Consider the following 22,527-nt stretch of genomic DNA (forward strand, 5'->3'; position numbering starts at 1 on the left):
GCAACGAGTGACAAATTAGTGGACATTTAACGCCATGAATCTGGAGAAAAGCCCATGAGCAAAAAAATTGCAGTGATCCTTTCCGGCTGTGGCGTGTACGACGGCGCCGAGATCCACGAAAGCGTGATCACCCTGCTGCGGCTGGACCAGCGCGGTGCCCAGGTGCAGTGCTTCGCACCCAACATCGCGCAGTTACATGTGATCAACCACCTGACTGGCGAAGAAATGCCCGAATCGCGCAACGTGCTGGTGGAATCGGCGCGTATCGCCCGGGGCAACATCAAGGATATCCGTGAAGCGGACGTCGAAGACTTCGATGCGCTGATCGTTCCCGGCGGTTTCGGGGCGGCCAAGAACCTGTCGAACTTTGCCGTCGAAGGCGCCGGCTGCAGCGTTCAACCTGACGTCCTGGCGTTGACCGAAGCGTTCGCCGAGGCTGGCAAACCGGTGGGGCTGATCTGCATCTCGCCGGCCCTGGCGGCAAAAATCTACGGCCCGGGCGTGACCTGCACCATCGGCAACGATGCCGATACCGCCGCCGCGATGAACAAGATGGGCGCCACCCACGCCGAGTGCGCAGTGACCGACATTGTCGAAGACAAGGCGCGCAAGCTGGTGAGCACGCCGGCGTACATGCTCGCGCAATCGATCAGCGAAGCCGCTTCCGGCATCAACAAATTGGTCGACCGCGTACTGGAACTGACCCACGAAAACGACGAGTAACACTCGTGATTGTTCCCACTCCGCGTGGGAACGATCATTACCGTCTTGCTCAAGCTTTACGCGACAACCGGGTCAATATCCGGTCCAGCGCATTGGCGAACGCCTGTTTCTCGCGCTCGCCGAACGGCGCCGGGCCGCCGCTCATCTGCCCCTGCTCGCGCAAGTCGGTGAACAGGTTACGCACCGCGAGTCGATCGCCCATGTTCTGCGCATCGAACTCCTTACCCCGCGGATCCAGCGCCGCAACGCCGTTCTTCACCAGCCGATCCGCCAGCGGCACATCGCTGCAAATCACCAACTCCCCCGGCACCGCGTGTTCCACCAGGTAATCGTCGGCGGCATCCGGGCCGCTGGGCACCACGATCAGTTTCACCAGCGCAAGGCCCGGCTTGATCTGCGGCTGACCGGCCACCAGTACCACTTCGAACTGGCGCTTGAGGGCGAACTTCACCACTAGATCCTTGGCTGCCCGAGGGCAGGCGTCGGCATCGATCCATACGCGCATTGGATTTCCTCTATTGAAAAGCATCGCGGGCAAGCCCGCTCCCATAAGGTTAGCGCTGAACCTGTGGGAGCGGGCTTGCCCGCGAATATGAGCGCAGCGAATGCTTTTAAGAAGCCGGCAACTGCCGCTTCTCGGCCATCCGGCTGCGACTGTACAGCACGATGATCGCAATGATCGCCACAGCCTGGGCACTCAGCGAATACGCGTCAGCGTGGATCCCCAACCAGTCGAAGTCAAAGAACGGTACCGGCCGCGTGCCGAAGACTCCGGCTTCCTGCAACGCCTTCACGCCATGGCCGGCAAACACCACCGACAACGCGCACAGCAATCCGGCATTGATGCCGAAGAACAGTGCCAGCGGCAGCTTTGCCGAGCCGCGCAGAATCACCCAGGCCAGACCGACCAGCATAACCAGCGCCGTCGCGCCGCCAGCCATTACGGCGTTATGCCCCGCAGGCCCCGCCTGCAACCACAAGGTTTCGTAAAACAGGATCACTTCGAACAGTTCGCGATACACCGAGAAGAACGCCAGGATCGCAAACCCGAAACGCCCACCGCCGCTCACCAGGCTGCTCTTGATGTAATCCTGCCAGGCCGCTGCGTGGCGACGGTCGTGCATCCACACGCCGAGCCAGAGCACCATGACACTGGCAAACAGCGCAGTGGCCCCTTCCAGCAGCTCACGCTGGGCCCCGCTGACGTCAATCACATACGCCGCCACCGCCCAGGTCGCCAGCCCGGCCAACAGCGCCAGGCCCCAACCGATGTTGACGCTGCGCACCGCCGATTGCTGGCCGGTATTGCGCAGGAACGCGAGGACCGCCGCGAGCACCAGAATGGCTTCCAGACCTTCTCGCAACAGAATCAACAGACCGGAAATGTAGCTCAGCGACCAGCTCAAGCCATCGCTACCGAGCAGGCCAGCGGATTCTTTCAGCTTGGCCTTGGCCACTTCCAGACGTTGCTCGACCTGGGCCACTGGCAAGCCGTCCTGCAACGACTGACGGTAAGCCATCAGGGACTTTTCAGTGTCTTTGCGTACGTTGGCGTCGACGTTGTCCAGAGAGCTTTCAACCAGTTCGAAGCCTTCCAGGTACGCCGCCACCGACAGGTCGTAGGCCTGATCGTGCTCGCCAGCGCGATAGGCGGCGATACTCTTGTCCAGCGTGGCCGCCGTGTATTCAAGCAATTGCCCCGGGCCACGCTTGACCTGCGGCGGTTGCGCTCGTTGCGCGCGGAAGGTCGCGGCCGCTTGCGGACCTTCGACGGCCTGCACTTCGGCTGGCGTCTGACGCGCCAGGTCGGCGATGTTGTAGGTTTTTTCGGATTTTGCCGCGGCCGGATCGGCGCTGAAGCCGGCGATGTAGGTCGCCAGGTCCCAACGCTGACGATCATCCAGCTGATCGGCGAAGGCCGGCATGTCAGTACCTTCGACGCCCATACCCAGCGTGTTGTAAAGCGCGTAGAGGCTCAGACGGTCCAGTCGCGCGGCATCGCGCAGATTGGTCGGCGGTGGCGTCATGCCGACACCTGCCGGGCCGTCACCGAAGCCCGTATCGCCATGGCACACCGAGCACTGCTGGGCATACAGCGGCGCGCCGCGGGTCGGGTCCGGGGTAATGACCGGAGCCTGGCTGACTTCATAGGTCACCGCCAGTTTTGCCCCCAGTTGACGCGCCTGACGGGTGACGTCCGCGCCGTCCTTGCGAGCGGCGATCGCGGTGCGCAGACCGTTAACGCCCTGCTCCAGTTCGGCACGCTGGGGTTTGGCCGGCAAATCGGCGATCAACCCTTGCAGCTCCCCCAGGAATGTCTGCTGTTCGAGATACTCAGCCTCATCAATAACCTTGCCTCCCTCGACCGCCGTCGGGTAATCGGCGGCAATGTAATCGAGCAAATGCAAGGCCTTGGGCGCACCCTCCGCGGTTTCGGCCAGCGCATTGAAGCTGCAGAACGCGATCATCGGCAGCACGAGCCACGCCAGAAAACGAGAGGAGCCAGTCATGAATAAATCTCAAATGGAAATACGAAGTAACACATTGTTCACTTCCAATGAGTTTCGCTCAAGCTTTGTTGGAATTTCCTGCGTAGCTGCGTATAAATTCAGCGGCCAATTGCCACCCTCCGTCAGTTTCGTTCAGGGAAGAATCAACGTCCATGCATTCACGCCTGTTTTTCTCGTTGCTGTTAAGCCTTGCCCTGCAACTGACTGGTTGCGCCGCTTACCGCAACTACGACCTGGAACTGGAGCAAACGACCGCCCAGTTGAAAGCGGGAAATCCGCAGGGCGCTCTCCAACTGCTGGAGCTGCACAATCCGTCAGAAGAACGGGACCTGCTCTACTACTTCGAAAAAGGTGCAGTCCTGAGTGCCGGTGGTGCGCTGCAGCAAAGCCAGGTTACCTGGCGCAGTGCAGAGCAAATGGTGATCCAGCGCCAGGACACCGTCGAGTCTGCCGGCACACAGCTCTTGTCCGCGATGGGCGATCATTGGGGCAGTATCATCAACGACAAACTGCGTCGCTACGATGGCTACGACTACGAAAAAGTCATGCTGACCACGCAAATGGCCCTGAACCAGTTGGCCGTGAATGACTTCGACGGTGCTCGCGCCGACATCAAGAAAACCCACGAACGTGAAGCTCTGATTGCCCGTCAGCGGGAAAAGGAATACGAGCGACTTGAAGAGGAAGCCAAGGCCCAGGGCGTTCGCGTGCACTACAAGGATCTCCAGGGCTACCCCGTGATGACCCTCGATGCGCCCGCCGTGATCGCGCTGAAAAACGGCTATCAGAGTGCATTCAGTCACTACCTGGCCGGGTTTACGTATGAAGCGCTGGGTGAGCGCGATCTTGCCGCCCCGGGTTATCGCCAGGCCATCGAGTTGCGACCCGACCTGCCCTTCTTCGAGCAAGCATTGCGCGAACTCGACAAACCGGCCACCAAGGCCAATGAAAGTGATGTGCTGATCATCGTTCAAAGTGGCCTGGCGCCAGCGCGCAGTTCGGTTCGTGTCCCCTACCCGGTGCGGCTGGAAGACAATCAGGTGATCGTCGCCAACGTGTCGTTTCCGGTGATGGTTCCCGACACGTCGACCCCGGCGTTCACGCAGATGACGATCGACGGTCGCAAACAGCAACTGATCCTTGTAAACAGCATCACCGACATGTCTTTACGCACGTTGCGCGACGATATGCCGGGCATCATTCAGCGCACCGCATATCGTGCCTACCTGGCCGCTTCTGTTCAGGCTACGGACAACCGACGCGACCCGAGCAAAGCCTCGTACGTGACGCAGCACGATGGCTTTGAGCACGCGGACACCCGAACCTGGCGTACCTTGCCCAACATCACCCTGGTGGCGCGCCTACGCCTGAAAAAAGGCGAGCACCTGATCAGCCTGCCCAACGCGCCGGGCGCCGCACCCCTGAAAGTCCGCATCGAGCAAAACCATCAGGTCATAACCCTGCGAGCGCTGGGAGAGCGGATTTACAGCAACGGAGTGGCTTTCGAACCTGCCGTTGCGCCTGAAAGCAGTGTGGTATCAGGCCAGAAATAAGTAATGGCACGCTGTGAAAACATACAATTAAAAAGCCATTACATAGCCAGCATCCCTGTTTATAATGCCGCGCCGTCGTTATCACGATACGGCATTTAAGCTCCTCTTTTTATGAGGAATTGGCAGGACGCCAGTCTCCCTGCCGATAGGTCCCAACAGCCCGACCAGCACGCGCGGCTGCTAATACTCAGGGAAGAAGTACCCCCTATGGCCTCTCGCGCCCTTACCTCGATCGCGCTCAGCGCTGTCACCTTGCTCTCCGGCTGTTCGGCTTTTCGCAACTACGATTCCGAACTGGCACAAACCAACCAGCAACTGGCTGCCGGCAACGTCGACGCCGCCTTGACCTTGTTGGAAAAGAACAACACCGGCGCCGACAAAGACCTGCTCTATTACTTCGAGAAGGGTGAACTGCTGCGCGCCAAGGGTGACTTGTCCGGCAGCCAGAACGCCTGGAGCAGCGCCGATCAGGTGGTGGGCAAGTGGGAAGACTCGGTCAAGCTCGACACCGAAAAGTACCTGGCTCAGTTCGGCAGCTTCCTGGTCAATGACAAAGTCCGTCGCTACGAAGGCTACGACTACGAAAAAGTCATGCTGACCACGCAGATGGCCCTCAACCTGCTGGCGGTGAATGACTTCGACGGCGCGCGCACCGCGATCAAGAAAACTCACGAACGTGAAGCGGTGATCGCCGACTTGCGCGACAAGGAATACCTCAAGAGCGAAGAGCAGGCCGAGAAGGAAGGCGTCAAAACCCAGTACAAGGATCTCCAGGGTTATCCGGTGGCCAGCCTCGACGCGCCAGAAGTGGTCAGCCTGAAAAACAGCTACCAGAGTGCGTTCAGCCATTACCTGGCCGGTTTCGTCTATGAAGCCCTGGGCGAGAAAGACCTGGCTGCACCGGGCTATCGCAAGGCCGCCGAATTGCGCCCGAACACCCCGCTGCTGGAACAGGCGCTGGTGAATCTCGACAAACCCGCCAAGGACGAGGACAGCGACATCCTGATCGTCGTGCAAAGCGGCCTGGCGCCGTCCCGCGACTCGATTCGTATTCCGCTGCCATTGCCGATCAGCAACAACGTGGTGATCACTCCGCTGTCGTTCCCGATCATCAAGCCAGACACCTCCACCGCCACCTTCGCCCAGATCGGCGTGGACGGTCAGCAGGTGAACCTGACGCAACTCAACAGCACCACCGCCATGTCCCGCCGCGCGCTGCGTGATGACATGCCGGGCATCATCCTGCGCACCACCGTCCGTGCCGTGACCAAAGGCGTGGCGCAGAAGAAGATCAACGAAACCAACCCGCTGGCAGGCCTGGCGGTCGGTATCTCTTCAGCGGTGCTCGAAGGTGCCGATACCCGTACATGGCGCACCCTGCCAGACACCACTCAAGTGGTGCGTCTGCGCTTGAAGAAAGGCGAGCATCACGTCTCGCTGCCGAGTGCCATAGGTGGTTCGGTGGTCAAGATCACCGTCGATCAGCGCTATCAGGTCATCAGCCTGCGCGCCGTGGGCAATCAGGTATTCGCCAGCGGCCAGGCCGCTCATGTGATCCCGAGCGCCAACCCGACCACCGTGGCCAGCCTCAAACAACCTTAAGAACGGAGTCTTTGCATGCGCTTCAAACTCATCACTGTCGTCGCCCTGGCCTTGCTGGCCGGCTGCGCCACCCCGCCACCACCAGAGCCAGGCAGCGCTGCCAGCAAGGTCGTGGCCATGGGCAAGCTCAAGAACATCGTGGTCGGCGCCATGCGCGTGGCGCGGGAAAACGGCTTCATGACGGTCAACGCACAGCTGAGCAACACCAGCTACAACAACAAGACCTTCTACTACCGCTTTGCCTGGCTCGGCCCTGAAGGCTTCCCGGTTGCCGAAGAGGAAACCTGGAAAAGCCAGATGATGTACGGCGAGCAGACCAGTTTCATCCAGGCCATTGCGCCAACCGCCAAAGCCGTGGATTTCCGTCTCGAAATCAAAACGCCTTAAGCCCGACACCTATTCGTTCAGTTCTAGAGAGCATTCCCATGTTTGCACGCTTTTCGTTCATCGCCGTCATCGCCCTCCTGGCCAGCGGTTGCGCCAACACTTCGCCGACGCTGGGCAGCAAAAACATCAGCTACGGCGACACCAAAGCCGTGGAAACCGTGACCAACGAGTTCGGCTCCACCGACCTGCAGATGATCGCCGAATCCATGACCCGCTCCCTGGCCCAGTCCGGCATCCTGCAAGGCCGTCCGGTGGTTCAGGTCTACGACGTGAAGAACAAGACCAGCGAGTACATCGATACCCGCGAAATCACTACCAGCATCAAGACCCAGCTGATGAAGTCCGGCGTCGCCCGTTTCGCCAGCGACAACACCGCAATGCAGAGCCAGGTCGACCAGCTCAAGCTGCAAAACCAGAGCGGCCTGTACAAGAAGAGCACCGTGGCCAAGACCGGCAACATGATTGCCGCCCAATACCGTCTTGAAGGTTCGATCAGCTCGATCGTCAAGCGCAGCAGCGACTACAAGGACGTCTTCTACAAATTCAGCCTGCAATTGATCGACGTTGAAAGCGGTCTGGCCGAGTGGATGGACGAAAAAGAGATCCGCAAAACCACGGAGCGTTAATCGATGCGCACATGGATTGGCATGATGGCCCTGGCTTGCGCGTTCAGCGTGCAAGCGGCCCCGAAAGTTGCAGTAGCGGATCTGGCGTACCAGGAGCGCGTGGAGCAATACGTCCACACTGTTTCGGCACAGAGTAACCATAGCCAGAGTTATTACGGCGCCAGTGGTTCTTCCAGTTACGAAGAGTACGAAGCCACCAACAGCTACATCGAGCAAGGCGAGTTGCGCAAATTCACCGGCGACATCAAGGGCGAGATCCTGCGCACCGGGATGTTCCAGTTGGTGCAGGGCACGCCTTACACGGCATCGTCCAAAGGCGACGTGTATGACGTGATCAAGCGCATCAAGGCCGGTAGCTTCAAGGGTGCCGACTATGTGCTGTTCGGCACCGTGTCAGACATCGACTTCACCCGCGACATGAATGAGCTGGCCAACACCGACAGTTACTCGGCGGTGCTGGCGTTGACGCTGGTGGCGGACTTCAGCCTGATCAACACCAAGACCTTCGAGATCACCTCGGCCTTCACGGCGATGGGCGAAGGTCAGGACACCAAACTGGTGAATGGCCGGGACATCCGGGTTTCCCTGAACCGCCCACGGGTGGTGCGTGACGTGTCCAAGGCGTTGGGTGAAGACGTGGCTTCACAACTGAGCCAACAGCTCGGTGGTGGCGGTTACGAGCAGCCGGGGCAGGCACCGCTGCGTAATAACCTGCCGCGAGATACGGCGCCGGTGATTCTGCACTGATCTCAGACTGGCCACTCTGTAGTAATGAAAAAGGCGACCTCGATAGGTCGCCTTTTTTGTGCCTGAAGCTTTATGTCGCTGCTTTGCGCAAAGTCGCCATGAATGCCGCCGCACCGATGAACAGCCCGGCAAAAGTGCGGTTCATGCGTTTCTGCTGCCTGGGCGTGCGCAACAAACGCAGGACCTTGGCCGCCAGCCCGGTGTAGCCGGCCATGACGATCAGGTCGACACAGATCATGGTCACGCCGAGGATCAGGTACTGGGCCACTAGCGGCGCATGGGGATCGATGAATTGCGGCAGCACCGCGAGCATGAACACCAAAGCCTTGGGGTTGCTGACGTTCACTAGAAAACCGCGGAACACCAGCGCCATCGGCTTGCCGATCTGCCGAATGGCAGCGTCGTCGCTCATCTCATTGGGCAGCGCGCGCCATTGCTTGACCGCGAGGTAGACCAGGTAAGCCACGCCGAACCATTTGATCGCATAAAAGGCAGTGGCGGAGGCCGCGAGGATCGCACCGACACCGGCAGCGACAATCGCAATTTGCAACGCCAGGCCCAGTTGCAGACCCAGGGCGTTCCAGTAACCGCGCCAGAAACCGTAGCGCAGGCCGCTGGACATCGACGCAATGGCGCCGGCACCGGGGGAAAGACTGATCACCCAGCAGGCGGCAAAAAATGCCAGCCATGTTTGAAGCAGCATTGCACACCTCGACTCAGACTCGTGACAAACGTCTAAGCTAATGCGCCTTACGATCAATGACTACCGATTTTTTGCAGGACAGAGTGACTGCCGACCAGCGTTGACGGCGGTAGCGTCCTATCGAGCCTGCTTTTCGAACCCGTTTGAAGGAAATACATCAGTACCGCGCCAGCGTCGAACCGAGCGCTGGAAGAACAGGCTGTTGGGCACTTGCACCATGGCACTGCCGGTACCGAGCTCTTCGGCTTCGATCAGCGTGGTGTAGAGCAGATTAATCGCCACCACCCGGCCCTTGACGCCCGTCTTGTCGGTGGTGTCCACCAACTCGACCACATCGCCGATTCGGAATGGTCCGACGGTGAAGATCAGGATCGCGCACAACAGATTGGACAGCACGCTCCACATGGCGAAAAACGCCACGGCAGCCACCGCCACGAAGCCGGACAACGCGGTCCAGAGCACCGTGGCCGACACCCCAAGACGCTCCAGCACGAAGATCAGCGCGCTACCCATGATCAGCCAACGCAAACCACCGCGCAGCGGCATCAAGAACTGCGGCGGGAACGGGTAGCGCTCGCCCAGGCGAGTCAGGCATTTGGCGACGACGCGCTGAGCGACATAGCCGGCCAGCAGGATCAGTAGGATTTGCACGACCAGCCAGAGCGGCTCGACCCACATCGCCGGCAACGGCAGCTTGAAGGCCTCCATCAAGACAGCGCCTCCAGCTCCGCCTGCATGCTTTCGAGCAATTCGAGCGCTTCCATCCAGGCTTCTTCCAGCTCGGCTTCACGCACCTTCAGCCGGGCCTGCTCGGCCAGCAGATCACGCAATTCGTTCTTGCGTGCCGGCTCGTAAATATCGCTGTCGCCGAGGCCGGCGTCGATCTTCGCCAGTTTCTCGTGCAGCTTGCCCAACTCGGCTTCGAGCTTGTCGGCCTCGCGCTTGTGCGGTGCCAGTTGCTGACGCAACGCGGCGGCGGCCTGGCGCTGGGCTTTCTTGTCGGTCTTGTCCGGGTTGACCGGGGTATTGCTGACCGGCACGTTGCGCTGACGGTACTCCACCAGCCAACGGGTGTAGTCTTCCAGGTCGCCGTCGAACTCCTCGACCTTGCCGTCTGCCACCAGATAGAAATTGTCGGTGGTGCTTTTAAGCAAATGACGATCGTGGGAGACCACCAGAACCGCGCCACTGAATTCCTGCAAGGCCATGGTCAGCGCCAGGCGCATTTCCAGGTCCAGGTGGTTGGTCGGTTCGTCGAGCAGCAACAGGTTCGGCCGGCCCCAGGCGATCAGCGCCAGGGCCAGTCGCGCCTTTTCGCCACCGGAGAAATTCAACACCGGCTCATCGATACGTGCACCCCGGAAGTCGAAACCACCGAGGAAGTCACGCAGGGTCTGCTCACGTTCGGTTGGCGCCAGGCGCTGCAAGTGCAGCAACGGGCTGGCCTTGGAATCGAGGGAATCCAGTTGATGCTGGGCGAAGTAACCGACCACGGTGTTCTCGCCCCGAGTCAGTCGGCCCGCCAATGGCTCGAGCTCACCGGAGAGGTTCTTGATCAGGGTCGATTTACCGGCACCGTTGGGGCCGAGCAAACCGATCCGCGCGCCAGGGGTCAGTTGCAGCTTGACCTTCTCCAGCACGGTTTTTTCGCCATAACCCAAGCGAGCGTCCGATAGATCGATCAGCGGGCTGGAGATTTTCTGCGATTCGCGAAAGACGAAATCGAACGGCGAATCGACGTGCGCGGCGGACAGCTCTTCCATCCGCTCCAGCGCCTTGATCCGGCTCTGGGCCTGACGGGCCTTGGTGGCCTGGGCCTTGAAGCGGGCAATGTAGCTTTCCATGTGCGCACGTTGCGCCTGTTGCTTCTCGTACGCCTGCTGTTGCTGTGCCAGACGTTCGGCACGGGCCCGTTCAAACGCGGTGTAACCGCCGCGATACAGGGTGATCTTGCGTTGATCGACGTGAGCTACGTGATCGACCACGGCATCGAGGAAGTCTCGGTCGTGGGAAATCAGCAATAAAGTGCCGGGGTAGCTTTTGAGCCACTCTTCGAGCCAGATGATGGCGTCGAGGTCCAAGTGGTTGGTCGGTTCGTCGAGCAGCAACAGGTCCGAGGGGCACATCAAAGCCTGCGCCAGATTCAGACGCATCCGCCAGCCACCGGAGAAATCTCCTACTTGCCGGTCCATTTGCTCGTTGGTGAACCCAAGGCCCGCCAATAGCTTGCGAGCCCGGGCATCGGCGGTGTACCCATCGGCGCTGTCGAGCTCCGAGTGCAGGCGGGCCTGAGCGGCACCGTCATGGGCCGCTTCGGCCGCCGCCAGGTCGCGTTGCACCTGACGCAGGCGCAGGTCGCCATCGAGCACGTAGTCGACCGCCAGGCGCTCGAGGGTGTCGACCTCCTGGCGCATGTGGGCGATGCGCCAGTCGGCCGGCAGGAAGCAGTCACCCGAGTCCGGGTGCAGTTCGCCCCGAAGCAAGGCGAACAGGCTCGATTTGCCGGCGCCGTTGGCACCGATGAGGCCGGCTTTGTGGCCGGCGTGCAGGGTCAGCTCGGCGTCTTCTAGCAGACGTTGCGGGCCACGCTGTAAAGTCAGGTTCTGAAGTCGAATCATAATGGCGGCGGAGTCTACCAGCTTCGCTCGCAACTGGCGCGAGTAGCACTATGTCCTCTGACCTGTGGAGCTTTTCCCTCGACACTTACGCCCGTCCCGGCGTTGAACACGCCTGCCTGCAATTGCAGGCAGCGGGTGTGAATGTGTGCCTGCTGCTCTGTGGATTGTGGCTGGGGAAATGTGGAGTCGCCTGCAACGAACAACGCCTGCAGCTGCTACGCGATGTAGCCGGGCCTTGGGACGCGGATGTCGTGCAACCGTTGCGCACCTTGCGCCAGCAATGGAAAGCCGCTGCCAGCGAGGATGCCGGTCTGGATGATTTACGCGAACAAGTGAAGACACTGGAGATGGAAGCCGAAAGGCATTTGCTGTTGCGACTGGAGCGTTTGGCGCAGAGTTGGCCGCAGTGTGAAGCGACCGATCTAACGGCCTGGCTGGAAGGTATGGCAGCAGGCGCCGCCAACCTGAGCCGCGACGCGCTGCATCAGCTGCGCGTCGCGGTAACCGGCACTTAGGAAGCGCTGGTTGGGGTAGTGCTGGTGCTCGACGATGCCGCTGGCGCAGGCGAAGCTGTCGAGGTAGTGGCTACCGGAGCCGGCGAAGCCGATGCAGCCGGGGCCGGGGTTACTGGCTTGGCGACAGGTGCGGCAGTCGGCTTCGCAGCAACGACTGGCTTTTTCACGGCAGGTTTTGCTGCTGGCTTGGCGGCAGGTTTTGCAGCCGGTTTGGCAGCGGCAGGTTTGGCTGCTGGTTTCGCTACAGCTGGTTTGGCGGCAGTGGCTGGCTTGGCAGCGACGGCAGGTTTCGCAGCAGCAGTTTTGGCAGCCGGTTTAGCGGCGGGTTTGGCTGCAGTTTTTGCAGCAGGTTTCGCCGCCGGTTTTGCAGCAGGCTTGGCTGCAGCGGTTTTAGCCGCGACAGGTTTGGCGGCAGTTTTGGCTGCTGGTTTAGCGGCCGGTTTAGCGGCCGGTTTTGCAGCTGCAGTTTTCGCCACGGCGGGTTTGGCAGCCGTGGTTTTCGCAGCGGGTTTAGCGGCAGCTGTTTTGGCAGCGACTGGCTTAGCGGCAGGTTTGGCAGCTGTCGTTTTAGCTGCTGGTTTCGCAGCGCTGGCAGCGACTGGTTTTTTCGCCGCAGGTTTTGCGGCTGGTTTCGCTGCAGCTTTTACCGGTGCTTTGGCAGCGGTTTTTTTAACAGGAGCCGCAGCAGGCTTGGCCGGTGCTTTTGCAGCAACCGGTTTGGCAGCGGCTTTCTTCGCAGGTGCCGCGGCTGGCTTGGCCGAACGCAGGGACAACGCCTTGCCGACAGCCTCTTGGACACGACCGACACCCTGGGCCAGTTTCAGGCTTTCTTGAGCGTCGCGTTTGAGTTGCAGGATGTAGCTGCGAGTTTCGGACTGACGAGCCTTGAGGGCGTCGAGCAGGTCCTCAAGTTCTTTCACCGCATCTTTGGCCTTGGCTTGTGCCTTGGCTTTGCCGGCCGCCGCAGCGTCCTGCAATTTGGTGCGGGATTTATGCAGTTTTTCCTGCGCTTTTCCGCGCTGCTTTTCCAGTTTGGCGAGCAGTTTTTCAGCATCAGCCAAGGCTTGGGAACAAGCGTTTTCCAAGTGCTCGAGCAGGCTGCCCGAGAGTTGTTGGAGTAAGTGCAACGGAGTATTTACTGGCTTCTTGGTGGCCGACATGGTTTACCTCCTGGCTGACGTGAATGCGGCTCATACTAGACCTCTGCTGCAACCGCCGCTAGGGCATGTTGACAGTATCGAAAGCGCTGCGTTGCAACGAAGTAAAAATGTTCTGCGCTTACGCAAAACCAGTTCACCTTCGAGAGCATTCACACTGGCATAATCCTGCGCATCTCAGGTCGGAGAGTGCCTATGTCGCGCTACCTTTTTTTATCGCTGTGCATGTTTTTTTCCGTGGTCCAGGCCGCCGAAAAAACCACCACAAATGACGCTCACGATCTCGCTTACAGCTTGGGTGCGAGCCTTGGCGAACGCTTGCGCCAGGAGGTTCCGGACCTGCAACTTCAGGCACTGCTCGAAGGTTTGCAGCAAGCCTACCAAGGTAAGCCGCTAGCGCTGAAAGACGAGCAGATCGAACAGATTCTTGCCGAGCACGAAGCCCAGGTCGCCGAGCAACCCGCCGTCGCGCAAAGCGAAGTTGCCCTCGAAAAAGAGCGGCGCTTTCTCGATGAGGAAAAAACCAAACCTGGCGTCCGTCAATTGGCAGATGGAGTATTGCTGACCGAGCTGGCTCCCGGAACCGGCGCGAAGGCAGGACCGAACGGCAAAGTCCAGGTGCTGTATATCGGTCGTCTACCTGATGGCACCGTGTTCGATCAGAACAGTCAGCCACAGTGGTTCAGTCTTGATAGTGTGATCAGCGGCTGGCGTAGCGCGCTGCAAAATATGCCGGTCGGCGCAAAATGGCGCCTGGTAATTCCATCGGCGCAAGCCTATGGCGCCGACGGTGCCGGCGACTTGATCGCGCCGTTCACGCCGCTGGTATTCGAAGTCGAATTGCGTGGTGCTACAAGCTGAATGCCGGAAACGAAAAACGGTGCGCATTGCGCACCGTTTTCAGTGTCTAGCCGGGAAGGGTTCAGGCCTGAACCGAACTCTCTTCCTTGTGGGCGGTGTGCAGCACTTCGATCAGGCAATCTTCCAGTTCGAAGCGTTCACGCAGTTGGCTGCCCAGCTTTTCCAGCGCTTCGGCGAAACGCTCGGTGTCATTGCAGTCACCCTTGTGACAATGATCATTGAACGACAGCGCCATCTCGGTGCTCACGTCGATACGCGGGTTGATCTGCTCCGCCAGTTCAAGGCCGCCATCGTCGCCAAAGGCCTTGGCCTCATTGACCAGATGCTCACTCACTTCGAAGTGCCAGGCAGAAACGTAATCGACAAGAATCTCGCAGAACCGACCGTTCAAGGACTTGTCGGCGAAAGCCGGTTTGGCATTTCGCAAGTCGTGGAACGACTTTACCAACTCTTCACGCTCTTGTAGCCAGCGGTCAATGAGCTTATGAACCCCACCCCAGCGTTCCTGAGCATTCTGACAACTATCTAACATGGCGATCTCTCTTCCCTAATGGGTCATGCCGTTCTACGCCTGACCAAGACTCGGCACATCCGGTCTGGGTCAGGTAGAACAGCAACGAGCAACATAATTCCAATGATACGTGCGGGCCAGATTATGCCCGCGCGCCTATGGCTTCAAGGTACGCAGGAGATAAAGTTCATACAAGTGTTTAATCGCCCGTCAATACCCGGTGCGACGACTCGCCGCTGAGCGGTCGCTGACAGGCGATCCAGACAAGGCGCAGCAATTGATACCCGCCCAGAATCATCATCGCAACGAAGAACAACAGGCTCCATTCCGGGATACTCAGGTCGAACAGCGTCCAGGAAATTTCCGCGCAGTCGTCGGTTCCCTTGAACAACCGTTGCAAGGCACACAACCAGGGCGTACTGGCAAACAGATCAGTCAGGTTGGGCGAGCATGCCGAGAGCTGATGCACCGGATCACTCTGCAACACAACCTGCCGCCACGCCGTGACGGTACCCGCCACACTGCATAGCAGACCCAGTAACCAATACAGGAATGATCCGAAGCGACCAGGCCCCTGCACCGAAGCCATCAGGCAGACACCCGTGAGCAGCGCTAGGCAAACCCGTTGCAACAGGCACAACCCGCAAGGCTTGAGGCCGACCGCATATTCCAGGTAATAGGAAACGCCCAAGGCCAGGGCACCTGCAATGAAAACCATGAAAAACAAGGAGCGTGAGCAGGCCAAAGACATGGCTTTTCCGTAACTGTAGAGACAAGCGGTTACGGTAGAGGAAAGCGCAGCAGCCTTTCAAGGCAGGCCAGCACGGACACTTCACCAGAAGTGTAGGGAATTCCCGACAGAGTCGAGAGGATAAGATGTAGTCCGCTGTAGGACTTTGCCAGACCAGGACCACAACTCAAAAACAGTGGCAGACTCGGAGCGGTTGGATTGCCCTGACGAACGACTCCCCCTGTAGCAGCTGGCGCAGCCGGCGTTCGGCTGCGCAGCAGTCGTAGTCGGTTTAACACGACTCACCTGATCCGACTGCGGCGCCTGATTTACGACTGCTGCGCAGCCGAACGCAGCCTTCGGCAGCGGCTACAGGCCGGCATCAAGCATGAGCCGGCACCGGCAGCGGAGCCGACAGCAAGCGCTCGTCCAGCAGGCCCAAGCCCTCCTGGAACAACTGATTACTGCGTTCAGTGTCACCCAATTGCGCCAGCAACCGCGCCAGTTCGGCGCAGGCTTCAGGATTACGCTGTACACGCAGACTGTTTTCCAGATAATCCCGGGCCTTGCCCCACAGACTGCTTTGCAGACACAAACGGCCCAACGTCAGCAACAGGCTCGGGTCGGCCGGATGATCCTTGAGCCAACCTTCAGCGGTGTGCAGCTGTCTGGCCGGATCGCTACCGCGAACCAGACCGTACAGGCGTGCCAGATGACTGTCGTATTTGCGCTTGAGAGCCGTACGCAGAACCTCTTCGGCCTCGACCTGCGCTCCCAGTTGCCGCAGTTGCTCGGCATAGGCGAGCACCAGTTGCGGTTCCTGCCGCTGAGCGGCGGTGAGCTGCTGCCAGGCACGAGCGAGCGATTGCAAACCGACCGTTCCGTCCTCTTCCCGGTGCGCCGCCAACGAAAGATTCTCACCCCAGGCGCGTTGCTCCAGTTCAGCCAGCTCGGCTGGCGGCAGCACCTTGTCCTTGCGTAACTCCGGCAGCAAGCGAATCACTGCCGACCAGTCGCCCCGCTGCTGATGCAGGCGTTGCAACTGGCGCAGGGTCTGGACGTTATGAGGATGACGCTCGTGCATGGCTTGCAGGGTGACCAGGGCGCCGTCGGTGTCGCCGCGGTCGGTCTGCAATTGGGCATGACTCAAGGCAATCGCCAGCTCGGCCTGGGGCTGTCGCTCCAAAGCGCGCTCCAGCAAGTTATCGCTTTCCTGGTAGAGACCTTGTTCGTTCGCGGCGCGGGCAGCACCCAGGTAGTAGAGCAGCGGCTGACGTTCGGCTTCTGCCGCGCGATACAGGTGACGCTGCGCACTGGCCCAGCGGCCCTCGGCCAAATCCAGCTGGCCGTGCTCGATCGCCACTTGCACCCGTCGACTGCGATTGCGCCGCGACCATGGGTTGACCACCCCACCGGAAGTTGTCACCAGTTCGACCAGCGCCTTGATGCCCCAGAACACCAGCCACAGCACGGCCACCAAGGCCAGGGTTGCCCACAGGCTCGATTCGTAACGGAAGCTCTTGTAGGCGATCAGCACGTAGCCGGAATGCTCGGCAATCGCCAGCCCCAACGCGGCGGCGGCAGCGATGACCACGAACACGATCACATAGAGACGCTTCATGGTGTGGCCTCCTGCGCAGTGCTCGCGGCAGGTTTGCCCAGAGGTTTCACTGAGTCCTCGGCGTTGACGTTGCGTCGCTCAAGGTAAGCCTGGACGGCGCTCAACGTGCCTGTCAGATCCGGCGTGACCACCGTGACTGGCTGTTTGCTCAACTCGGCCACCTGCTCCAGCATGATCTTGCTCTGAGGGTTGTCCGGATTGAAGTTACCCTTGAGCACGTCCCGCGCCTCGGTCAGCGCCTGAGTGTAAACCGCAGCCTGACCGTTGAGCGCGGCCCACTGCGCCTGTTCCAGCGCCAGGCTCAGGGCCAGACGCACCTGGCTCAGGCTCTGCCCTGCCAGCAATGGACGGACATTCTTGTCGGCGTTGAAATCGATTCGGATGTAACGCGAGATCTGATCCCACCATTGCGCCCAGCGACTGGCGCCGTCGCCATCGGCCGTCAGGCCCAGCAGGGATTCGCCACGGTCCTTGTACTCGGGCGCCAGTTCGGTGAGGCTGATCACTTGATCGCGCAAGGCACCCAGTCGCAGGAACAACCCGGTGCGATCCGGCTGTTCGGTACTGCGCAGGGCCACCAGGGTTTTGGCCACTTGCTCGCGAGCGGCAAAAGCCCCCGGGTCATTCTGTTCACGGAGTATCTCATCAGCCCCCTGCACCAGGGCCTGGGCACTGCTGATGTCCTGCAACGCCGACAGACGCAGGCTGGCCAGTCGCAGCAAATGCTCAGCCTCGGCCAGACGCCAATCCTTGCGGCTGGCACCGAGGACGGTTTCCAAGCGTTGATTCAAACGCTGTTGATCGCCCTGAAGTTGAGTGACCAAGCGACTGCGCGCATCGAGCTCTTCGGCGGCAGGCATTTGTTCGAGGCGAGCGGTCAGACGCTGCTCGTTGAGCTTCAGGCTCTGCGCCTGATCGTTCAACGCCTGTACCTGACTCAACTGTTGCAGGTTATCGGCTTGCAGGTGACGCACCTGCCAGACTCCCCAACCGCCCACGGCAACACCGGCAGCGCCCAACAGCAGCGCGACGATTGCCAGCCCATTGCCTCGGCGCGGCTCAGTAGCAGGTGGCCCGGTTACAACCGGTGCTTCTACCGGCGCATCGAGCACCGGCTGGACGTCATCTTTAGGCAAGGCTGTTTTGCTCACGTATCCATCCTTTGCATTAGAAAACGGGTACGGGGTGCTCCCGTAACGCCGTCAGCAAGGCCGCGGCACTGGCGCCACGACAATCCACAACTGTTTGGGCCCCGGCGGCGCGTGCCAGCTCGGCGACCCTGGGGCTTGGAACAAACAACGGCAACCGCGCCATGATCGGCCAGGCATCGCCAGCCAATCGGTGCAGGTGCTCAAAACCCTGTCCACTGCTGACCACCAGCCCGTTCAAGCGTTCCGCCTCGATCCGCTCAGGCAACGCTGCCGGTGGGTACTGCGGTAAGCCGCGTCGGTACAACTCCAGATACTCGACACTAGCACCAAGCTCGCGCAAACGCTCAGCCAGCAACTCGCGCCCACCCTCCCCACGCACGATCAACACCCGAGGATCGGGACGGGCGATAGCCTCGCGCAATCGTGGAAGTTCAAGCAAGGCTTCGCTGTCATCACCGTCGGCCGGGAAACTCACATCCAGCCCGTTAGCCTCGAGGATCTGCGCCGTTGCCGCGCCGACGCTGAACCACGTCAGAACCGGCGGTTGCGGCCAATGCTGGTGGAGCAGCTCGACAGCGATTCTGGCGGCCGGCTTACTGACCACGATCACCGCGCAATAGTGATCCAGGTCCTGAATCACTGCGCGCATTGTGGCAGAGGCCGGCATCGGCTCGATGTCCAAAAGCGGCAAGCTGCTACTGAAAACCCCCGCGTCAGCCAACACGCAGGCAAGCGCCGCCGATTCATCCGCAGGGCGCGTCAGCAGCAGGCGCCAGCCAGTCACTCGTGCCCAGCCTCGCCGTAGACTGCTTTGAGAATGGCGTCGGCGCCCTGACTCAGCAGGTCTTCGGCCACTTGCACGCCCAGGGCCTCGGCCTCGCTGCGCGGCGCTCGGGCCTCGGCGCAGAGCAACAGGCCGCCGTTCGGATCGCCCACCAAGCCACGCAACCAGATCTGCTCGCCTTCAAGCACGGCGTAGCAGGCGATCGGCACCTGGCAGCCGCCATTCAGATGTTTGTTGAGGGCACGTTCAGCGGTCACGCGGATGGCCGTATCCTGGTGATGCAGCGGCGCGAGCAGTGCATGAATCTCAGTGTCGGCGCTACGGCACTCGATACCGACCGCGCCCTGGCCTCCGGCCGGCAGGCTGTCATCGACACTGATGGCCGAGGTGATGCGGTGTTCGAAGCCCAGACGAATCAAACCCGCCGCGGCGAGGATGATGGCGTCGTATTCGCCGGCATCGAGCTTGGCCAGGCGCGTGTTGACGTTGCCACGCAGGAAGCGGATTTCCAGATCCGGGCGACGGGTCAGCAACTGAGCCTGGCGGCGCAGGCTGGAGGTGCCGACGATGCTGCCTGGTGGCAACTCATCCAGGCTGGCGAAGGTATTGGAGACAAATGCATCGCGCGGGTCTTCGCGCTCGCAGATGCAGAACAGACCCAGGCCTTCGGGGAAGTCCATCGGCACGTCCTTCATGGAGTGCACGGCGATGTCGGCTTCGTTTTCCAGCAGCGCGGTTTCCAGCTCCTTGACGAACAGGCCCTTGCCGCCGATTTTCGACAGGGGCGAATCGAGCAGCTTGTCGCCGCGACTGACCATGGGCACCAGTGTCACGAGCAGGCCCGGATGGGCCTGTTCCAGACGAGCCTTGACGTATTCGGCCTGCCACAGGGCGAGAGCACTTTTGCGGGTGGCGATGCGGATTTCGCGAGAGGACATGGATCAATCCGTACTGAATAGATACGGCGGATAATAACAGCTCAGCCAAATCCACTTTGACTTGTATCAGAAACTGCATGGCCTCCCTGGCCCTCAAGGCCCTAAAACAGGGTAGAAATCCGCCCTGAATGGCGGATTAAAGCTGCTGCATCATTTTGCGCACGCCGGCCACATGGCGTCGGCTGACGATCAGGGCGTCGCCGTTCAGGCCTTTGAGAAACAGCTGGAAATGCCCCAGGGGGGTGCGTTGCAGCCGTTCAATGCGTTCGCGGGCGACCAGTGCATTGCGGTGGATCCGCACGAAACGGTCGCCAAATTCGTCTTCGAGGGCCTTGAGTGGCTCATCCAGCAGCACCTCGCCACCTTCATGGCGCAAGGTCACGTACTTGTGGTCGGCAATAAAGTAGACCACCTGGCCCAACGGGATCAGTTCAATACCTTTACGGGTGCGGGCGCTGATATGGCTGCGTGGGCCGCTGCCGGTTTCGGCGGCGGGACGAGTCAAGGCGGCGAGCTGGATGCGATTGGGGCGTTCGGCTTTTTTCAATGCTTCATGTAACTGTTCTGTGCGCACTGGCTTCACCAGATAGCCCACGGCGCTGGCCTGTAGGGCTTCCAAGGCAAATTCATCGGGCCCTGTGCAAAACACCACGGCGGGCGGGGTTTCGCGTTCGCACAATCGTGCCGCCACTTGCAGGCCATCGAGGCCCGGCATGCGAATATCGAGCAGTACGATATCCGGCTTGTGGCTGTCGATCAGTGCCAACGCCTCTTCGCCATTCGTGGCGCTGGGCTCCAGGACGTTGTATCCCTCGAGTTCGCCGACCATTCGGCTCAGGCGCTCGCGGGCCAGGGGTTCGTCATCAACGATCAGGACATTCATATTGCGCTGGATTCCTGCGTGAGTCTCGCACAAAGATAGCGTAGACAGGTGAAGTGACGTCCGTCACCGCGATCCACGCTAAGACTAGCGCGAGGGCCAAAAAGTGCCGCAAGACCGGCGGCTAAATTTTCATCTGCCGGGTGACTGACGGCCCAGGCCCGCGTTGGCGAGGCATCGCCATAAGGTTTGCTGATACACAATATGAACACCCCTCTTCTCTCTATAGTCAGCTGCAGCATCGAGAAGTGCGCTGATCCTACTGTCCAACTGTAGACGGTTGCCGCGACGATATTGCTCAAATGAGAAATATCGTTGCGCAATTTGCGCATCGCTGGCTTCGAGTATGGATCGCCCCATGAGAAAAAAACGTATCGACCAGTGTCAGCGACAGGATTGGCAACCCTGTTATTATCCGCGTCAGCGTTCCACGCCATCTTTCTTCAAGCCGATACGAGCGAATTCATGAGCACTGACAAGACCAATCAGTCCTGGGGCGGCCGCTTCAGTGAACCCGTCGACGCCTTCGTTGCCCGCTTCACCGCCTCCGTCACCTTCGACCAGCGCCTGTATCGCCACGACATCATGGGCTCGATCGCCCACGCCACGATGCTGGCCAAGGTCGGCGTGCTGACCGATGCCGAGCGCGACAGCATCATCGATGGCCTGAAGACCATCCAGGGTGAAATCGAGGCTGGCCAGTTCGACTGGCGCATCGACCTCGAAGACGTGCACATGAACATCGAGGCGCGCCTGACCGACCGCATCGGCGTGACCGGTAAAAAGCTGCACACCGGCCGTAGCCGCAACGACCAGGTCGCCACCGACATTCGTCTGTGGCTGCGTGACGAGATCGACCTGATCCTGGCCGAGATCACCCGCCTGCAAAAAGGCTTGCTGGAGCAAGCCGAGCGCGAAGCCGGCAGCATCATGCCAGGCTTCACCCACCTGCAAACCGCGCAGCCGGTGACTTTCGGGCACCACATGCTGGCCTGGTTCGAAATGCTCAGCCGCGACTACGAGCGCCTGGTGGACTGCCGCAAGCGTACCAACCGCATGCCGCTGGGCAGTGCTGCGCTGGCTGGCACCACTTACCCGATCGACCGCGAGTACACCGCGAAGTTGCTGGGCTTCGACGCTGTTGGCGGCAACTCCCTGGACAACGTGTCCGATCGCGACTTCGCCATCGAGTTCTGCTCGGCCGCGAGCATCGCGATGATGCACTTGTCGCGGTTCTCCGAAGAGCTCGTGCTGTGGACCAGTGCGCAGTTCCAGTTCATCGATCTGCCGGACCGTTTCTGCACCGGTAGCTCGATCATGCCGCAAAAGAAAAACCCGGACGTGCCGGAGCTGGTTCGCGGCAAGACTGGCCGGGTATTTGGCGCGCTGATGGGCCTGCTGACCCTGATGAAAGGCCAGCCCCTGGCCTACAACAAGGACAACCAGGAAGACAAGGAACCGCTGTTCGACGCCGCCGACACTCTGCGCGACTCGCTGCGGGCCTTCGCCGACATGATCCCGGCGATCAAGCCCAAGCACGCGATGATGCGCGAAGCGGCCCTGCGCGGTTTCTCGACCGCCACCGACCTGGCCGACTACCTGGTACGCCGCGGCTTGCCGTTCCGTGATTGCCACGAGATCGTTGGCCACGCGGTGAAGTACGGCGTAGACAGCGGCAAGGACCTGGCGGAAATGAGCCTGGAAGAACTGCGCAAGTTCAGCGACCAGATCGAGCAGGACGTGTTTGCCGTGCTGACCCTGGAAGGTTCGGTGAATGCCCGTGACCATATCGGCGGAACCGCGCCGGCACAGGTCAAGGCTGCCGTGGCTCGCGGTCAGGCACTACTCGCCAGCCGTTAAAAGCTTCGCGGGCAAGTCGGATCGCCGCATCGCTCGCGCCTACAGGGGAC

At 60.5% G+C, this 22,527-nt stretch carries 22 protein-coding genes; 9 read left to right on the forward strand and 13 right to left on the reverse strand.

Annotated elements, in window-relative coordinates; translation table 11 throughout:
- Nucleotides 1-54 precede the first annotated feature (54 nt).
- Nucleotides 55-723 (forward strand): isoprenoid biosynthesis glyoxalase ElbB, encoded by a 669-nt coding sequence (gene elbB, locus LOY28_RS28510; RefSeq protein WP_064621048.1) that lies wholly within the window; start codon nucleotides 55-57, stop codon nucleotides 721-723.
- A gap of 49 nt (nucleotides 724-772) precedes the next feature.
- On the opposite strand, the gene LOY28_RS28515 is transcribed toward elbB, so the two are convergent.
- Together LOY28_RS28515 and LOY28_RS28520 are read right to left on the reverse strand one after the other, a co-directional pair.
- On the reverse strand, nucleotides 773-1,228 hold the full coding sequence (locus tag LOY28_RS28515; RefSeq protein WP_064621049.1) for a YaiI/YqxD family protein: 456 nt from the start codon (nucleotides 1,226-1,228) through the stop codon (nucleotides 773-775).
- A gap of 106 nt (nucleotides 1,229-1,334) precedes the next feature.
- Nucleotides 1,335-3,233, reverse strand: a complete 1,899-nt coding sequence (locus LOY28_RS28520; RefSeq protein ID WP_258612827.1) for an FTR1 family protein — start codon at nucleotides 3,231-3,233, stop codon at nucleotides 1,335-1,337.
- 152 nt (nucleotides 3,234-3,385) lie between these two features.
- On the opposite strand from LOY28_RS28520, the gene LOY28_RS28525 reads away from it, so the two are divergent.
- The 5 genes from LOY28_RS28525 (at nucleotide 3,386) to LOY28_RS28545 (ending at nucleotide 8,148) form a co-directional block, all read left to right on the forward strand.
- On the forward strand, nucleotides 3,386-4,786 hold the full coding sequence (locus LOY28_RS28525) for a COG3014 family protein (protein WP_018927557.1): 1,401 nt from the start codon (nucleotides 3,386-3,388) through the stop codon (nucleotides 4,784-4,786).
- A 207-nt stretch (nucleotides 4,787-4,993) separates the two neighbouring features.
- Nucleotides 4,994-6,388 carry a COG3014 family protein gene (locus tag LOY28_RS28530; RefSeq protein WP_258612828.1) on the forward strand — a complete coding sequence of 465 codons (1,395 nt, stop codon included), beginning with the start codon at nucleotides 4,994-4,996 and terminating at the stop codon, nucleotides 6,386-6,388.
- Nucleotides 6,389-6,403: 15 nt separating this feature from the next.
- Nucleotides 6,404-6,775, forward strand: coding sequence for a YcfL family protein (locus LOY28_RS28535; RefSeq protein ID WP_018927555.1), 372 nt, complete (start codon nucleotides 6,404-6,406; stop codon nucleotides 6,773-6,775).
- Nucleotides 6,776-6,813: 38 nt separating this feature from the next.
- Complete coding sequence (lpoB, locus tag LOY28_RS28540) at nucleotides 6,814-7,401, forward strand: penicillin-binding protein activator LpoB (protein ID WP_007941608.1); 588 nt, start codon at nucleotides 6,814-6,816, stop codon at nucleotides 7,399-7,401.
- A gap of 3 nt (nucleotides 7,402-7,404) precedes the next feature.
- Complete coding sequence (locus LOY28_RS28545; RefSeq protein ID WP_018927554.1) at nucleotides 7,405-8,148, forward strand: hypothetical protein; 744 nt, start codon at nucleotides 7,405-7,407, stop codon at nucleotides 8,146-8,148.
- A gap of 70 nt (nucleotides 8,149-8,218) precedes the next feature.
- Here the strand turns inward: LOY28_RS28545 and LOY28_RS28550 are convergent, their stop codons facing one another.
- The 3 genes from LOY28_RS28550 to LOY28_RS28560 form a co-directional block, all read right to left on the reverse strand.
- Nucleotides 8,219-8,851: a LysE family transporter gene (locus LOY28_RS28550; RefSeq protein WP_018927553.1), complete on the reverse strand. Its 633-nt coding sequence runs from the start codon at nucleotides 8,849-8,851 to the stop codon at nucleotides 8,219-8,221.
- 117 nt (nucleotides 8,852-8,968) lie between these two features.
- Nucleotides 8,969-9,559, reverse strand: a complete 591-nt coding sequence (locus LOY28_RS28555) for a mechanosensitive ion channel family protein (protein ID WP_258612829.1) — start codon at nucleotides 9,557-9,559, stop codon at nucleotides 8,969-8,971.
- Nucleotides 9,559-11,469 carry an ATP-binding cassette domain-containing protein gene (locus tag LOY28_RS28560; RefSeq protein ID WP_018927551.1) on the reverse strand — a complete coding sequence of 637 codons (1,911 nt, stop codon included), beginning with the start codon at nucleotides 11,467-11,469 and terminating at the stop codon, nucleotides 9,559-9,561. The genes LOY28_RS28555 and LOY28_RS28560 overlap by 1 nt, the downstream gene beginning before the upstream one ends.
- Nucleotides 11,470-11,519: 50 nt before the next feature.
- Between LOY28_RS28560 and LOY28_RS28565 the strand changes: the two genes are divergently transcribed.
- Nucleotides 11,520-11,984 carry a TIGR02444 family protein gene (locus LOY28_RS28565; protein ID WP_258612830.1) on the forward strand — a complete coding sequence of 155 codons (465 nt, stop codon included), beginning with the start codon at nucleotides 11,520-11,522 and terminating at the stop codon, nucleotides 11,982-11,984.
- Here LOY28_RS28565 and LOY28_RS28570 read toward each other — a convergent pair.
- A complete protein-coding gene (locus tag LOY28_RS28570; RefSeq protein ID WP_064621057.1) occupies nucleotides 11,981-13,144 on the reverse strand; it encodes an AlgP family protein in 1,164 nt (387 codons plus the stop codon). The two genes, LOY28_RS28565 and LOY28_RS28570, sit on opposite strands and share 4 nt — an antisense overlap.
- Nucleotides 13,145-13,336: 192 nt before the next feature.
- Here LOY28_RS28570 and LOY28_RS28575 point away from each other — a divergent pair, with 192 nt between their 5' ends.
- A complete protein-coding gene (locus tag LOY28_RS28575) occupies nucleotides 13,337-14,002 on the forward strand; it encodes an FKBP-type peptidyl-prolyl cis-trans isomerase (protein ID WP_018927548.1) in 666 nt (221 codons plus the stop codon).
- A 61-nt stretch (nucleotides 14,003-14,063) separates the two neighbouring features.
- On the opposite strand, the gene LOY28_RS28580 is transcribed toward LOY28_RS28575, so the two are convergent.
- The 7 genes from LOY28_RS28580 to LOY28_RS28610 all read right to left on the reverse strand — a co-directional run bounded on the left by LOY28_RS28580 (nucleotide 14,064) and on the right by LOY28_RS28610 (nucleotide 20,620).
- Nucleotides 14,064-14,534, reverse strand: coding sequence for an Rsd/AlgQ family anti-sigma factor (locus LOY28_RS28580; protein WP_018927547.1), 471 nt, complete (start codon nucleotides 14,532-14,534; stop codon nucleotides 14,064-14,066).
- Between the two features lie 178 nt (nucleotides 14,535-14,712).
- On the reverse strand, nucleotides 14,713-15,264 hold the full coding sequence (locus tag LOY28_RS28585) for a disulfide bond formation protein B (RefSeq protein ID WP_018927546.1): 552 nt from the start codon (nucleotides 15,262-15,264) through the stop codon (nucleotides 14,713-14,715).
- Between the two features lie 361 nt (nucleotides 15,265-15,625).
- On the reverse strand, nucleotides 15,626-16,864 hold the full coding sequence (locus tag LOY28_RS28590) for a heme biosynthesis protein HemY (RefSeq protein WP_018927545.1): 1,239 nt from the start codon (nucleotides 16,862-16,864) through the stop codon (nucleotides 15,626-15,628).
- Nucleotides 16,861-18,015, reverse strand: coding sequence for a uroporphyrinogen-III C-methyltransferase (locus tag LOY28_RS28595; RefSeq protein WP_018927544.1), 1,155 nt, complete (start codon nucleotides 18,013-18,015; stop codon nucleotides 16,861-16,863). Before LOY28_RS28595 ends, LOY28_RS28590 begins: the two co-directional genes overlap by 4 nt.
- A gap of 16 nt (nucleotides 18,016-18,031) precedes the next feature.
- Nucleotides 18,032-18,799 (reverse strand): uroporphyrinogen-III synthase, encoded by a 768-nt coding sequence (locus LOY28_RS28600; RefSeq protein WP_018927543.1) that lies wholly within the window; start codon nucleotides 18,797-18,799, stop codon nucleotides 18,032-18,034.
- Nucleotides 18,796-19,737, reverse strand: coding sequence for a hydroxymethylbilane synthase (gene hemC / locus LOY28_RS28605; protein WP_018927542.1), 942 nt, complete (start codon nucleotides 19,735-19,737; stop codon nucleotides 18,796-18,798). The genes LOY28_RS28600 and hemC overlap by 4 nt, the downstream gene beginning before the upstream one ends.
- Before the next feature lie 136 nt (nucleotides 19,738-19,873).
- A complete protein-coding gene (locus tag LOY28_RS28610) occupies nucleotides 19,874-20,620 on the reverse strand; it encodes a LytTR family DNA-binding domain-containing protein (protein ID WP_064621063.1) in 747 nt (248 codons plus the stop codon).
- Between the two features lie 462 nt (nucleotides 20,621-21,082).
- Between LOY28_RS28610 and argH the strand changes: the two genes are divergently transcribed.
- Nucleotides 21,083-22,477, forward strand: coding sequence for an argininosuccinate lyase (gene argH, locus LOY28_RS28615; protein WP_086944357.1), 1,395 nt, complete (start codon nucleotides 21,083-21,085; stop codon nucleotides 22,475-22,477).
- Nucleotides 22,478-22,527: the final 50 nt, after the last annotated feature.

Origin of the sequence: Pseudomonas sp. B21-017, assembly GCF_024749245.1 — a bacterium.
Taxonomy (GTDB): Bacteria; Pseudomonadota; Gammaproteobacteria; order Pseudomonadales; family Pseudomonadaceae; genus Aquipseudomonas.

What these genes read in the sequence shown, in the direction of transcription:
- LOY28_RS28575 (WP_018927548.1), top strand. Translation starts at nt 13,337, where the DNA reads ATGTCGCGCTACCTTTTTTTATCGCTGTGCATGTTTTTTTCCGTGGTC.
- LOY28_RS28515 (WP_064621049.1), bottom strand. Translation starts at nt 1,228, where the DNA reads ATGCGCGTATGGATCGATGCCGACGCCTGCCCTCGGGCAGCCAAGGAT.
- elbB (WP_064621048.1), top strand. Translation starts at nt 55, where the DNA reads ATGAGCAAAAAAATTGCAGTGATCCTTTCCGGCTGTGGCGTGTACGAC.
- lpoB (WP_007941608.1), top strand. Translation starts at nt 6,814, where the DNA reads ATGTTTGCACGCTTTTCGTTCATCGCCGTCATCGCCCTCCTGGCCAGC.
- LOY28_RS28520 (WP_258612827.1), bottom strand. Translation starts at nt 3,233, where the DNA reads ATGACTGGCTCCTCTCGTTTTCTGGCGTGGCTCGTGCTGCCGATGATC.
- argH (WP_086944357.1), top strand. Translation starts at nt 21,083, where the DNA reads ATGAGCACTGACAAGACCAATCAGTCCTGGGGCGGCCGCTTCAGTGAA.
- LOY28_RS28590 (WP_018927545.1), bottom strand. Translation starts at nt 16,864, where the DNA reads ATGAAGCGTCTCTATGTGATCGTGTTCGTGGTCATCGCTGCCGCCGCC.
- LOY28_RS28570 (WP_064621057.1), bottom strand. Translation starts at nt 13,144, where the DNA reads ATGTCGGCCACCAAGAAGCCAGTAAATACTCCGTTGCACTTACTCCAA.
- LOY28_RS28550 (WP_018927553.1), bottom strand. Translation starts at nt 8,851, where the DNA reads ATGCTGCTTCAAACATGGCTGGCATTTTTTGCCGCCTGCTGGGTGATC.
- LOY28_RS28585 (WP_018927546.1), bottom strand. Translation starts at nt 15,264, where the DNA reads ATGTCTTTGGCCTGCTCACGCTCCTTGTTTTTCATGGTTTTCATTGCA.
- LOY28_RS28525 (WP_018927557.1), top strand. Translation starts at nt 3,386, where the DNA reads ATGCATTCACGCCTGTTTTTCTCGTTGCTGTTAAGCCTTGCCCTGCAA.
- LOY28_RS28535 (WP_018927555.1), top strand. Translation starts at nt 6,404, where the DNA reads ATGCGCTTCAAACTCATCACTGTCGTCGCCCTGGCCTTGCTGGCCGGC.
- LOY28_RS28530 (WP_258612828.1), top strand. Translation starts at nt 4,994, where the DNA reads ATGGCCTCTCGCGCCCTTACCTCGATCGCGCTCAGCGCTGTCACCTTG.
- hemC (WP_018927542.1), bottom strand. Translation starts at nt 19,737, where the DNA reads ATGTCCTCTCGCGAAATCCGCATCGCCACCCGCAAAAGTGCTCTCGCC.
- LOY28_RS28555 (WP_258612829.1), bottom strand. Translation starts at nt 9,559, where the DNA reads ATGGAGGCCTTCAAGCTGCCGTTGCCGGCGATGTGGGTCGAGCCGCTC.
- LOY28_RS28560 (WP_018927551.1), bottom strand. Translation starts at nt 11,469, where the DNA reads ATGATTCGACTTCAGAACCTGACTTTACAGCGTGGCCCGCAACGTCTG.
- LOY28_RS28565 (WP_258612830.1), top strand. Translation starts at nt 11,520, where the DNA reads ATGTCCTCTGACCTGTGGAGCTTTTCCCTCGACACTTACGCCCGTCCC.
- LOY28_RS28610 (WP_064621063.1), bottom strand. Translation starts at nt 20,620, where the DNA reads ATGAATGTCCTGATCGTTGATGACGAACCCCTGGCCCGCGAGCGCCTG.
- LOY28_RS28545 (WP_018927554.1), top strand. Translation starts at nt 7,405, where the DNA reads ATGCGCACATGGATTGGCATGATGGCCCTGGCTTGCGCGTTCAGCGTG.
- LOY28_RS28580 (WP_018927547.1), bottom strand. Translation starts at nt 14,534, where the DNA reads ATGTTAGATAGTTGTCAGAATGCTCAGGAACGCTGGGGTGGGGTTCAT.